A 12,177-nucleotide genomic window follows, 5' to 3' on the forward strand; every position below is an offset into this window, starting at 1 on the left:
CGTTTGGCTCGCCCGAGTGCGGTCACGGCCTTTTCCTGTCAGCTTCATTATTTGCTTGATTTGGAAACGATAGTTTCCTATATTCCGACCATGAGCAATATCAGCCACAACCAGTCCGAGGAACAGCGCCATCGCGGCAGGCCGCGTGAGTTCGATATCGACCGAGCGCTCGATGGTGCGATCAGGGTTTTTTCCAGGCGCGGTTATCACGCCACCTCCGTGGGTGATCTTACCGATGCGATGGAGCTGGCACAGGGCAGTCTTTACAAGGCCTTCAAGGACAAAAAGGCCGTCTTTATTGCCACGATGGAACGCTACAGGATTGTGCAGACCGAGCGTTTCGAGGCGGCGGTGGCCGGTTACAATACCGGTAACGAGCGCCTGAGGGCAGGGCTGATGTTCTATGCGGAACGGTCGCATGGCGGTGCCGGCTCTGATGGATGCCTTGTTGTCGGTGCTGCTGCCGATCTGGCGGCGCTGGATGATGATATTGCCGTCGTGGTCGAGCGGGCCGTGAAGGCGAGGGAGCGGATTGTCGCCCGTCTCGTTGCCGAAGGGCAGAAGGATGGTTCGGTGCATTCGAAGGCCGATCCCGATGATCTCGCCCGGGCGATGCTGTGCATGATGTATGGCATGCGTGTGGTGGGAAAGACAGGGCGCAGCCTCAAAGACATGGTGGCCGTGGTGGATATTGCCATGAAACTTGCCGAGTGATTTTGTGACTATTTAGGAAACGAATGTTTCCATATTGGAGAAGATGATGACGACGCGTGTAATTGAAGGGGAGGATGTTGAGGCAACATCCATGTCCCCGGCTCTGACCTTTCTGTTGGCGACAGCCTGCGGATTGATTGCCGCCAATCTTTATTATGCCCAGCCGCTTGCCGGCATCATCGGGGCGGAGCTTGGTCTTTCCGCCGGTGCCACCGGGCTGATCGTGACCCTGACGCAGATCGGTTACGGTGTCGGCCTGCTGTTCGTCGTGCCGCTCGGCGATCTCATCGAAAACCGCAGGCTGGTGGTGAGTTCTGTCGCGATGGCGGTGCTTTCCCTTTTGGCCGCGGCATTCGCGCCGCATGCGGCTCCGTTTCTCATCGCGGCCTTCCTGGTGGGTGTCAGTTCGGTGGCGGTGCAGGTTATCGTCCCCTATGCCGCCCATATGGCGCCGCACGCCATTCGCGGGCGGGTGGTCGGCAATGTCATGAGCGGGCTGATGGCCGGCATCATGCTGGCGCGGCCGGTATCCAGCCTGCTGTCGGAAGTGGTTTCGTGGCGCGGAGTGTTTCTCACGTCGGCGGCAGTCATGGCGCTTCTTGCAGTGGTGCTTTTCCGGCTTCTGCCCGCCCGCATGCCGGAGGCACGGCTGGGTTATGGCTCGCTGATGGCCTCGATGGGAAGGCTTGCCCTCCACACGCCGATCCTGCGGCGGCGGGCGATCTACCATGCTTTCCTGTTTGCAGCGTTCAGCCTGTTCTGGACCACGACGCCGCTTTATCTGAGCGGACCGCATTTCAACCTGAGCCAGGGTGAGATTGCGCTCTTTGCGCTTGCCGGTGCTGCGGGCACCGTGGCCGCGCCAATTGCAGGGCGGATGGCTGATCGCGGCTGGACCCGTGCGGCAACTTTCATTGCATTGGTGGCGGTGGCGCTTTCCTTCGCCGTCACGCATCTTGCGCCCGAAGGGTCGCATCTGGCGCTCGCCATTCTGGTGGTTGCGGCAATCGTTCTGGATTTCGGCGTCACCACCAATCTGGTGCTTGGCCAGCGCGCCATCTTCACGCTCGGTGCGGAATTCCGCAGCCGCCTGAACGGCATCTATATGGCGACGTTTTTCATGGGCGGCGCCATCGGTTCCGCCGTGGGTGGCTGGGCTTATGCTGTCGGAGAATGGGGGGCTGCCTCGTGGATCGGCTTCGCCTTGCCGGTGGCGGCCCTTCTATATTTCCTCACGGAAAAACGCGACTGAAACGCGATTAAATGAAAAAAAGCCCGGCGGACCACAATCCGCCGGGCTTTTCTTTTCTTCCGGTCGATTATTCCGCGAATTCGACCACCACGCCGGCGCGGACCATTTTCGCCAGTTCGGTCGCATCCCAGTTGGTCAGGCGGATACAGCCGTGACTGTTGGTCTTGCCGATCTTCGAGGGTTCCGGTGTGCCGTGAATGCCGTAGGTCGGCTTTGACAGCGCAATCCAGACCGTGCCGACCGGACCGTTCGGACCCGGCGGGATCTGCAGGATCTTGTCGTTCTGGCCCTGCTTGAAGTTGATCTTCGGATTATAGGTGTAGCCCGGATTGAGCGCGATGCGCTCGACCGTATGCGTGCCGCTCGGGGAAGGCGTGTCCGTGGAGCCGATGGTGGCCGGGTAGGCGGCGATCAGATTGCCGTCCTCGCCATAGGCGAAGACCTGCTTGATGCCCTTATGCGCGACGATGCGGGCTACCTGTCCCTTTTTCGCGTCACCCGGATTGACGACCTTGATGATCGTGCCGGGCACGGAGAAATCGATGCCGGGGTTCAGTTCCTTCAGATAGTTCTCATCCATGTGGAAACGTTCGGCGAGCGCTTCCGAAGTCTTGGTGAAGGACAAGGCGGGCAGCTGCGATTTTTCGGCATAGTCATCCGGAATCGAAGCCACATAGGGACCGGCCGCATCGGCGGCGGTGATGGTGTAATCGACGATGGGCATGCCGCCGGAGGACCGCAGGCGCTCCAGAATGTCGTCGGAATTGTTCGGGTCGAGCTTTTCGCCCGTCATGTCCTGCCAGGCGGCAATCGCCTTGTTGACGTTGTCACCCATCTTGCCGTCGATAACGCCGGGCGAGATGCCTTCGCGGTCGAGGAAAGTCTGGAGCGCGACGATCTCCTGTCGCGAACGGTTGACCGGTGTGGTGACCGGGGTGTGGCGTTCGATCAGGTGATCGGGTTGTGGGACGGCGGCCGTGGTGCTTTCGCCGGGCATGGGCTGGCCGAGCGGGCCGCTTTCCACCGCGCCGGGGCCGGGAACTGAGCCGGTATAGACATTGTCGCCGGAGCCATCACCGCGATATTCGCGATAATCACGCACGCTGCCATTGTCCTGATAACCGTAATCGCGCGGTGGCTCACGGTACTGGCCGCCGGGGGCGGGCGGATAATAGGTGGTGTCACGCTGCTGGCGCGCCTGCTGCCGCTGTTGATAGCCGGAAGGCATTTCAGTGGCCAGCAGATTGCCGTACTGGTCGTAAAACACCGTGCGACCCATCGCATCGCGGCTGATGACGATGTCGCCGCGCTCTGGCATGAAGTCGAGCACGCGACCGTCAGGTGTTACCAGCATCGTCTGCTGGTCGCCATAACGCTGCTGCGCGCCAGCCTGTAGCGGGGCGAAAGCCGCCACTACCGCGACTGTCAGACCCAGAGCTGCGTTAAGAAACTGTTTCACGATTCTGCTATCCTTGCTTCGTTCGCCCATAAACACACCGCAATCTTGACCCTATTGTGAAAAAGGTGAATTCGCGGTTAATGCAATCTTAATTTCCGTCACGGCTAGTAGCGTTTCCGTGATTCATGCGTTTTTACTGCCACAGGAGAGGTTGTCTTGCGTTCGTTTCAGGCCGGCAGATCGCCCCATATTTTCCTCGATGAAACCTCTGTTTTCGATATTGGTTCCTGTATCGTTGATGGCACTGACATCGCGCCCGGCCGCGCCATTCCCGATGATGGCGATGCACGCATCGACCATTCGCTGGAGGGCTTTCTCTTCACCTGCGGTCCGGATCATATCCGTCATCCCGAACTGATCGACGGTGACGGCGAGGGGCGTCGATATCCGTTGCATGGGTCCTTTTCCTCGCATCCCGCGACGATCATCGCTTTCGACGTTCATGAGTCCAATGCGCTGGCGCGTGTGGAGGTTCCCGTGAAGCTTGCCGATGGCGGCACCGCACTTCTGGAACGGACATGGCGCATCGATGGTGAAAGCGGCGAAGTCAGCCTTGACGACCGGATCGTCAATACGAGTTCGCGGCCGATCCCGGTCTTTCTGATGTATCACATGAATGTCGGCGCGCGCCTGTTTGACGACGCCGTGCGGCTTGAAGGCGCCATGCTTGAAGGCGGCGGCCATGGCTGGCGTTTCGGCGAGGAGCCGGGAACTGTTTTCTGCGTCTCTGCCGGCAAGGACGAATGGGCGGAATTGAAGCTTGGCCCGATTGCGGCCATCGGCGGGAAGACGCTGACCGTGCGTTTTCGCACGGAGACGCTGCCCTATCTCCAGATGTGGCGCAACCAGCAGGACCCCGCCAATGTGCTCGGCATCGAGCCGGTTTCGCATCGCTGGGTTGGGCGGAGCGAGCTTGAGACCGCCGGCGAGTTCAATATTCTCCAGCCGGGTGAAAGCCGCAGGTTCGGTCTGCGCTTTTCAATCCTCTGAATGCCGTAGCGAATGCCATGCCGAATGACGGTGCGCCGTCATTGACGCAGGGGTTTTGACCGCTTACATCGGATGCGGATTTTGAAGGGCGACAGCCAGCGGCGCGGACGCCGGTTTCAGCGGAGGCAGACATGGATATCAGGCGCATAGACGACGAATATTCGGTAACGGGACAGATCAGCGTCGCCGATCTGGATGAGGTCAAGGCACTCGGCTTCAAGTCGATCGTCTGCCACCGCCCTGACGGCGAAGAAGACGGCCAGCCGCTTTTCGCCGATATTGCCGAGCGCGCAGAGCAACTTGGCCTCACCATCATGCATGTACCGGTTGGTCGCTATGGCGTCGACGCCGATGCCGTTGCCGGCATGGTGGATGCGCTCGATGAATTGCAGCGCCCGATGCTCGGCTATTGCCGTTCCGGCGCGCGCTCCACGGCGATCTACGAAAAGACCCATCATCTGCGCGGCTGATTTTCCGCGCATCGTTCTATTTTTAATGCCAATCAACAGGAGTTTTCCATGACCATCAAGCGTATCGAGCCGGGCAAGCGCATGAGCGGCGCCGTCGTACACGGCAACACCGTCTATCTGGCCGGCCAGGTCGGCGAGGGTACGAGCGTGACGGAACAGAGCAAGTCGGCGCTGGCGGAAGTCGATCGCCTGCTGGCCGCTGCCGGTTCCGACAAGTCGAAAGTCCTGCAGACGATCATCTATCTCTCCGACATGTCCACCTTCGGCGAAATGAATGCCGTCTGGGAAGGCTGGATCGACCCGGCAAACCCGCCGGCCCGGGCCACCAGCGAAGCAGCGCTTGCTACCCCGGACTACAAGGTTGAGTTCATCGTGACTGCTGCTCTCTGAGCATCCGTCTGAGTTTTCTGAGAAAGGCCGGGTCGCGGAATGCAGCCCGGCCTTTTTTATGGGAAATTCGAAACGCTCGTTTCGTCATGCTCGGGCTTGTCCCGAGGATCCACTCACGTATCACAACTTGATAGGTGGCAGATGCTCGGGACAGGCCCGAGCATGACGGAAGAGAGACGATTGTCCCAGGTTTGTGAGTCGTTTGCGCCCTTCATTTCACAAGCAAAGCAAGCGCCTTCTCAAACTGCTTCAACGTAGTCACCCGCTCCGCAAACCACAGCCGGGCCAGATCGCTGGCCGAAGCGAGATCGATGCCATCAGGGTCAATGGAGGTGATCGTCCAGCGACCGGCCTTCGCGCCGGCCAGAACGGCGAGCCGGGCCGCTTCGCCCTTGATGGCATTGAGGCGGGTCGCTTCGCTTTGCGCCACCGCCATCAGTTCCGCCGCGCCGGAAAGCTCCGTGCGCAGGTCGGCCGGGGTGATGTTGCTGGCATTGCGGGCCGGGCCGCCGTTGATCTGTACGCCTTCCGTTCGCAGCCGGTAAAGCCTCGTGTCGGGAAGGGAGAGGTAAAGTTTCGCCTTGGGATAGCGGGCGATGTAGCGCTGTCTCGCAAGCGGCACCTCAGCCGGGTCGATCAGTTCCGCTTTCCCCACCAGCGTCAGCCGCGGCAGCGTCAGCGCATCACCCTTGCCGAAGGGGGCGAGCGTCAGCGAGATGCGCGGGTCTGCCTCCATGTTGCGGGCGTGCAGCGTCAGGCCCGCCGCGAAGAAGAACGGCGTACCATCAGGCTCGATGCCGATATTGGTGGCGGTCGTATAAGGATAACCGCTGACCGGATCGAGGGTAGCGAGCGCTGCCGTGCGGGATGTGTGCAGCACATCGCGGGCCACGCGCACCGCCTCGAAAGGTGCGCCGGCCGAGGGCTCGATCTTCGCGCCGCGTGGGGTGATGACGGGAGGGGCTGCATCCGGCATGTCGTTTCCTAAGCTGTAAGTTTCAGTCAGGATTTACACCATGCCGGAGCCGTGTCCATCACCAATATCGAAGGGCGATATCAGGCCCGGGTTCTGATCTGCGTCAGCGTGCGCGTCGGCGTGATGGCCTCGGCGTCCAGCTTCACCTCGATGATGGCGGGCTTGCCGCTTGCCCGTGCGCGTTCGAAGGCGGCGGCGAAGTCCTCGGTTTTTTCCACCGTTTCGCCGTGGCCGCCATAGGCCTTCGCAAAAGCGTTGAAATCCGGATTGACGAGATCGGTGCCGCTGACACGGCCGGGATATTCCCGTTCCTGATGCATGCGGATGGTGCCGTAGGTGCCGTTATTGACCAGGACGGTGATGATCGGCAGTCCATAACGCACGGCGGTGATGAATTCCTGCCCGTGCATCATGAAACAACCGTCACCGGCAAAGCAGATCACCTCACGCTCCGGGAACAGATGCTTGGCGGCGACCGCCGCCGGCAGGCCATAACCCATCGAGCCTGATGTTGGCGCCGATTGCGTGTTGAAGCGGCGGAAACGGTGGAAACGGTGCACCCAGGTGGCGTAGTTGCCCGCGCCATTGGTGAAGATCGCATCCTCGGGCACATTGGCTTCGATCCAGTCCATGATCGGACCCATCTGCACCGGGCCGGGGCCGCTCTGCGGCGGCGTGGACCAGTTGAGGTAAGCCCCATGTATGGCGGCCGTGCGTTCAGCCCATGCGGCGTTTGCCGGAAGCGAGATGGAGGAGAGGGCGGCGACGAAATCATCCGGCGCGGCGCAGATTGCGAGATCGGGACGGTAAACGCGGCCAAGCTCTTCGGCTTCCGGATAGATGTGGATGAGTTTCTGCGACGGGTAGGGGATGTCTAGCAGCGTATAACCGGAAGACGGCATTTCGGAGAGGCGGCCGCCGAGCAGCACCACGAGATCGGATTCCTTGATCTCCTTTGCCAGTGCCGGATTGATGCCGATGCCGACATCGCCGGCATAGGAAGGGCTCAGATGATCGAACAGCATCTGGCGGCGGAAGGAACAGCCGATGGGCAGCTTGTGATTTTCGGCAAATGCCCTGAAGGTCGCCACGCTTTCCTCGGACCAGCGGGTGCCACCGATGATGAAGATCGGACGTTTTGCCTCGCCCAGCATTTTTGCGAAGGCGGCCATCTGTGACGGGCCGGGATGTGCCTCGACGGGTGTATAGGGCTTTGCCTCGGGCGCTTCGACCTCTTCCACCAGCATGTCTTCAGGCAGCGTCAGCACCACCGGGCCGGGGCGACCGGAGGTGGCAACAGTGAAGGCGCGGGTGACGAATTCCGGGATACGGCGCGCATCGTCGATCTCGCCCACCCATTTGGCGAATTCGGTGAAGGCGCGGCGGTATTCCACTTCCTGAAAGGCCTCGCGCTCGCGGGCGTCGCGCTGCACCTGGCCGATGAACAGGATCATCGGAATGGAATCCTGCCTTGCGATGTGCAGGCCGGCCGAGGCGTTGGTGGCACCCGGGCCGCGGGTCACCATGCAGATGCCGGGTTCGCCCGTCAGCCGGCCCCAGGTATCGGCCATCATGGCGGCGCCACCTTCCTGGCGGCAGACCACGGTTTCGATGCCGCTTTCATAAAGCGCGTCCAGCACGGCCAGATAGCTTTCGCCCGGAACGCAGGAAACGCGGGAGACGCCGTTGGCCTTCAGCGCTTCGACGATCAATTGCCCACCTGTTCTGGTATTGCCTGTTGTTTTCATGGCGTGGTGGTCCTTTCGATGTTTTCCAGTTCGGCCAGCACCTGTGCCTGATGCTCACCGAGCTTCGGGCTGGGGCGTTCATAGCGCAAGGGGGTTTGCGAGAGCACAATGGGGGTGCGCACGCCGGGAATGACGGTGCCGTCTTCCGCTTCGAGATCGACACGCAAGCCCCGCGCCTTGATCTGCGGATCGGCGAACATTTCCTCGATGGAGTTGATCGGCCCGGCCGGTACGGCATTCTTTTCGCAGACGGTCAAGAGATCGCGCTTCTGCCATTTCAGCGTTTCGGTGGAAACGATCTGCCGCACGTCCACCTTGTGCGCCACGCGGGCCTTGTTGGTTGCAAAGCGCTCGTCATCGGCGATTGCGCCTATGCCGAGGATGTTGCAGAGGCGGCGGAACTGACCGTCATTGCCGACCGCGAGGATCAGGAAACCATCGGCCGTCGGCACCACTTCATAGGGGGAAATATTCGGATGCGCGTTGCCGAGCCGGACGGGTGGCTTGCCGGAAATCAGGTAGTTCATGTTCTGGTTGGCGAGCACGGCCGACTGCACATCCAGAAGCGCCATGTCGATATGCTGGCCTTCGCCTGATCGAATGGCGTGGATCAGCGCCGCCTGAATGGCTGTCACGGAATAGATGCCGGTGAAGATATCGGCGACGGCGACGCCCGCCTTCATCGGCTGGCCGTCCGGTTCGCCAGTGATCGACATGAAACCCGACATGCCCTGCACGATATAATCATAACCGGCGAAATCGGCATAGGGCCCGGTCTGGCCGAAGCCGGTGATGGAGCAATAGATCAGCTTCGGATTGAGCACCTTCAGGCTCTCGTAATCGAGGCCGTATTTGGCAAGCCCGCCGCGCTTGAAGTTCTCGATGACGACATCGGCGGTGCGCACCAGCCGGCGCACCAGCTCGCAGCCATCAGGCGTTTTCAGATCGGCGACGATGGAGCGCTTGCCGCGGTTGGTGGCGTGATAATAGGCGGCGGAGAGGTTTTCTCCATCCGCGCCTTCAACGAAGGGCGGCCCCCATGTACGGGTATCGTCGCCGCCCTCGGGGTTTTCCACCTTGATGACGTCAGCGCCCATGTCGGCCAGCATCTGCCCCGCCCAGGGACCGGCCAGAACACGCGCCAGCTCGATGACGCGAATGCCGGATAGCGGCTGTTTCCTGTTCGGCATGTCGGTCATCTGTCCCCCGGTATTGTCGGCCTGCCGGTTTATAGACCGCTGCTTGCCCTGCCGCATGTGATTTTATCTCATGGACTTATTCCGTTTCGGCAAAGGCTCCTCAGTCGCCGACGACGCGGCTGCACCAGGCGGCGAAATCCGCCGCGACGGCCTGCCAGCCGATTTCGTTCAGGGTCTCGTGCCGCATGCCCCGGTAGATCGTATGCTCGACATGGCTGAAGCCCGCCTCGCGAAAGCGCTCCGCAAGCCAGACGATTTCCTTGCCGTTGTTGGTGGCGGCGTCCTGATCGCCGCTGATCAAAAGGATCGGCAGGGTTTTCGGCAGGCGCTCCATGAGTTTCGGGCCGCGATAGGAGAGTTCGAAAACATCCTGCCAGAGGGAGACGCTGGCCTCGAACTGGCACAGCGGATCCTCCGCATAGGCGTCCACCGCCGCCTTGTCGTGGCTCAGCCAGTCCGCATGGGTGCGTTTTTCCGGCATTCTGGCGTTCCAGACGCGGAAAGTCGCTTTCGGCAGAATGGCGCTTGGCACGTCCGAGCCTTTCAGCATCTTTTCCAGCCGCAGCAGAACCTGCGCGACGCGGCCCATGAGGCCGGGATTGAGGTTGGAATTCCAGATGGAGAGGCCATCAAAGGCATCCGGGTGGCTGACGGCGGTGTTGAGCGCCACCAGGCCGCCCATGGAATGGCCGAACAGGACCACCGGCAGGCCGGGGTGCCTTTCGCCGACCATCCGACGTATCGCCATGACATCGGCGACGACCTTGCCTGCTCCGTCCTTCCAAGCGAAGCGACCGAGAGGCGCGTCCGCAGCCTTCGTGCGGCCATGGCCGCGATGGTCGTGGGCGTAGACCTCGAAGCCCTGCTTCGACATCACATCCGCAAGCCGACGATAACGGCCCGCATGGTCCACCAGCCCGTGGCAAACCATCAATACGCCGCGCGCCGGAGAAAGAGCGGAGGGCTGGTGGCGAAAGGCAATGGATGCGCCGGAGGGAGCGTCCAGCCTTTCAATCCGGCTGAAGGCGGAGTCGTCCGTCGTCTCATTCATCATCGTACCCATCGTATCATCACGCAGCTTGTCATAATCATGGGGTCATAATCGTGCCAGAGGTTGCCCCACGGTCCTATTTACCCTACATAGCGGCAAATTTCCCGATACGTACTCTTAAAATTCCGATGTGGAGCATTCGCTACAATGGCACGTCAATTCATCTATCACATGGCTGGGCTGAACAAGTCCTATGGCGCGAAGAAGGTTCTGGAGAACGTCCATCTCTCCTTCTACCCTGATGCCAAGATCGGTATCCTCGGCCCGAATGGCGCCGGTAAGTCGACCGTTTTGAAGATCATGGCCGGTCTCGACAAGGAATATACCGGTGAAGCCTGGCTCGCCGAAGGCGCGACGCTCGGTTATCTCGAACAGGAGCCGAAGCTCGACGAAAACAAGACCGTGATGGAGAACGTCATGGAAGGCGTGGCGAGCAAGACGGCAATCGTCGACCGCTACAACGAACTGATGATGAACTATTCCGACGAAACGGCGGATGAGGGTGCGAAACTTCAGGACATGATCGACAGCCAGAACCTGTGGGATCTGGAAAATCAGGTCGAAATGGCCATGGACGCGCTGCGTTGCCCGCCCGGCGATTCACCCGTGACCGGCCTTTCGGGTGGTGAGCGCCGCCGCGTGGCGCTTTGCAAGCTGCTGCTTTCGCAGCCCGACCTGCTGCTGCTCGACGAACCGACCAACCATCTTGACGCCGAAACCATCGCGTGGCTGGAAAAGCACCTGCGCGACTATCCGGGCGCCGTGATGATGATCACCCACGATCGCTACTTCCTCGACAACGTGACCGGCTGGATTCTCGAGCTGGACCGTGGCCGCGGCATTCCTTACGAAGGCAACTATTCCGCTTACCTGCAGGCGAAAGCCAAGCGCATGCAGCAGGAAGCCCGCGAAGACGCCTCGCGTCAGAAGGCTATCAGCCGCGAACAGGAGTGGATCGCTTCCAGCCCCAAGGCTCGCCAGACGAAGTCCAAGGCGCGTATCCGCGCTTATGACGAGTTGGTGGAAGCCGCTGAAAACCGTCGTCCCGGCGACGCGCAGATCGTCATTCCGGTCGCCGAGCGTCTGGGCCGTGTCGTTATCGAAGCGGAAAACCTCACCAAGTCCTATGGTGACCGGGTGCTGATCGAAAACCTCACCTTCAAGCTGCCTCCGGGCGGTATTGTCGGCGTCATCGGTCCGAACGGTGCGGGCAAGACCACCCTGTTTCGCATGATCACCGGTCAGGAACAGCCCGATAGCGGTTCGGTAACTGTCGGTGAAACGGTACAGCTGGGCTATGTCGACCAGAGCCGCGATACGCTGGCGGGTGACAAGACCGTCTGGGAGGAAATCTCCGGCGGCAACGACATCATCAAGCTCGGCAAGTTCGAAGTGAATTCGCGCGCCTATTGCGGCGCCTTCAACTTCAAGGGCGGCGATCAGCAGCAGAAGGTCGGCAATCTCTCGGGTGGTCAGCGCAACCGCGTTCACCTCGCCAAGATGCTGAAGGCCGGCGGCAACGTGCTGTTGCTCGACGAACCGACCAACGACCTTGATACGGAAACGCTGGCAGCGCTTGAAGAAGCGCTGGAAGCCTTTGCCGGTTGCGCCGTTATCATCAGCCACGACCGCATGTTCCTCGACCGCCTGGCCACCCACATCCTCGCTTTCGAGGGTGACAGCCATGTGGAATGGTTCGAAGGCAACTTCGAAGACTACGAAAAGGACAAGGTCCGCCGTCTCGGCCCGGAAAGCATCAAGCCCGGCCGGGTGAGCTACAAGCGCCTGACGCGCTGATCCCTCTCCATATCTCTTCAAAAAGGCCCGCCGCAAAGCGGGCCTTTTCTCGTGTAATAAGTGGACTTGATGGAGGTGCAGCACAGTTTGCGCTTGCATCGATCGCCACATCGACATAAAGATATCTTTAT

The 12,177-nt window shown here is 60.8% G+C and carries 11 protein-coding genes; 6 read left to right on the forward strand and 5 right to left on the reverse strand.

Going from position 1 to position 12,177, the window contains the following annotated elements:
- The first annotated feature begins 90 nt into the window (after positions 1-90).
- On the forward strand, positions 91-714 hold the full coding sequence (locus ACQZ5F_RS02225; protein WP_448731005.1) for a TetR/AcrR family transcriptional regulator: 624 nt from the start codon (positions 91-93) through the stop codon (positions 712-714).
- Positions 715-760: 46 nt separating this feature from the next.
- Positions 761-1,966, forward strand: a complete 1,206-nt coding sequence (locus tag ACQZ5F_RS02230; protein WP_225339110.1) for an MFS transporter — start codon at positions 761-763, stop codon at positions 1,964-1,966.
- A 67-nt stretch (positions 1,967-2,033) separates the two neighbouring features.
- Here ACQZ5F_RS02230 and ACQZ5F_RS02235 read toward each other — a convergent pair whose 3' ends face one another.
- A complete protein-coding gene (locus ACQZ5F_RS02235) occupies positions 2,034-3,425 on the reverse strand; it encodes a L,D-transpeptidase family protein (protein WP_080842543.1) in 1,392 nt (463 codons plus the stop codon).
- A 156-nt stretch (positions 3,426-3,581) separates the two neighbouring features.
- On the opposite strand from ACQZ5F_RS02235, the gene ACQZ5F_RS02240 reads away from it, so the two are divergent.
- The 3 genes from ACQZ5F_RS02240 (at position 3,582) to ACQZ5F_RS02250 (ending at position 5,275) form a co-directional block, all read left to right on the forward strand.
- The gene (locus tag ACQZ5F_RS02240; protein ID WP_046798034.1) at positions 3,582-4,415 is read left to right on the forward strand and encodes an aldose 1-epimerase family protein; all 834 of its coding nucleotides are present in this window, start codon (positions 3,582-3,584) and stop codon (positions 4,413-4,415) included.
- A gap of 131 nt (positions 4,416-4,546) precedes the next feature.
- Complete coding sequence (locus ACQZ5F_RS02245; RefSeq protein WP_046798035.1) at positions 4,547-4,885, forward strand: protein tyrosine phosphatase family protein; 339 nt, start codon at positions 4,547-4,549, stop codon at positions 4,883-4,885.
- Positions 4,886-4,933: 48 nt separating this feature from the next.
- Entirely contained in the window at positions 4,934-5,275 is a 342-nt protein-coding gene (locus tag ACQZ5F_RS02250) for a RidA family protein (protein ID WP_052818029.1), read from the forward strand.
- Between the two features lie 211 nt (positions 5,276-5,486).
- Here the strand turns inward: ACQZ5F_RS02250 and ACQZ5F_RS02255 are convergent, their stop codons facing one another.
- The 4 genes from ACQZ5F_RS02255 to ACQZ5F_RS02270 all read right to left on the reverse strand — a co-directional run bounded on the left by ACQZ5F_RS02255 (position 5,487) and on the right by ACQZ5F_RS02270 (position 10,249).
- Positions 5,487-6,251, reverse strand: coding sequence for a HugZ family pyridoxamine 5'-phosphate oxidase (locus ACQZ5F_RS02255; protein WP_137084867.1), 765 nt, complete (start codon positions 6,249-6,251; stop codon positions 5,487-5,489).
- 80 nt (positions 6,252-6,331) lie between these two features.
- Positions 6,332-7,999 carry a thiamine pyrophosphate-binding protein gene (locus ACQZ5F_RS02260; protein ID WP_448731004.1) on the reverse strand — a complete coding sequence of 556 codons (1,668 nt, stop codon included), beginning with the start codon at positions 7,997-7,999 and terminating at the stop codon, positions 6,332-6,334.
- Complete coding sequence (caiB, locus tag ACQZ5F_RS02265) at positions 7,996-9,198, reverse strand: succinate--glutarate CoA-transferase (RefSeq protein ID WP_225339112.1); 1,203 nt, start codon at positions 9,196-9,198, stop codon at positions 7,996-7,998. Before caiB ends, ACQZ5F_RS02260 begins: the two co-directional genes overlap by 4 nt.
- Before the next feature lie 100 nt (positions 9,199-9,298).
- Positions 9,299-10,249: an alpha/beta fold hydrolase gene (locus tag ACQZ5F_RS02270; protein WP_052818349.1), complete on the reverse strand. Its 951-nt coding sequence runs from the start codon at positions 10,247-10,249 to the stop codon at positions 9,299-9,301.
- 147 nt (positions 10,250-10,396) lie between these two features.
- Here ACQZ5F_RS02270 and ettA point away from each other — a divergent pair, with 147 nt between their 5' ends.
- Entirely contained in the window at positions 10,397-12,046 is a 1,650-nt protein-coding gene (gene ettA / locus ACQZ5F_RS02275) for an energy-dependent translational throttle protein EttA (protein ID WP_046798039.1), read from the forward strand.
- Positions 12,047-12,177: the final 131 nt, after the last annotated feature.

This window comes from Agrobacterium sp. 22-210-1 (assembly GCF_053522525.1).

Coding starts and splice junctions, on each gene's coding strand:
- ACQZ5F_RS02255 (WP_137084867.1), bottom strand. CDS start 6,251: ATGCCGGATGCAGCCCCTCCCGTCATCACCCCACGCGGCGCGAAGATC.
- ACQZ5F_RS02230 (WP_225339110.1), top strand. CDS start 761: ATGACGACGCGTGTAATTGAAGGGGAGGATGTTGAGGCAACATCCATG.
- ACQZ5F_RS02245 (WP_046798035.1), top strand. CDS start 4,547: ATGGATATCAGGCGCATAGACGACGAATATTCGGTAACGGGACAGATC.
- ACQZ5F_RS02250 (WP_052818029.1), top strand. CDS start 4,934: ATGACCATCAAGCGTATCGAGCCGGGCAAGCGCATGAGCGGCGCCGTC.
- ACQZ5F_RS02225 (WP_448731005.1), top strand. CDS start 91: ATGAGCAATATCAGCCACAACCAGTCCGAGGAACAGCGCCATCGCGGC.
- ACQZ5F_RS02270 (WP_052818349.1), bottom strand. CDS start 10,249: ATGAATGAGACGACGGACGACTCCGCCTTCAGCCGGATTGAAAGGCTG.
- ACQZ5F_RS02260 (WP_448731004.1), bottom strand. CDS start 7,999: ATGAAAACAACAGGCAATACCAGAACAGGTGGGCAATTGATCGTCGAA.
- caiB (WP_225339112.1), bottom strand. CDS start 9,198: ATGACCGACATGCCGAACAGGAAACAGCCGCTATCCGGCATTCGCGTC.
- ettA (WP_046798039.1), top strand. CDS start 10,397: ATGGCACGTCAATTCATCTATCACATGGCTGGGCTGAACAAGTCCTAT.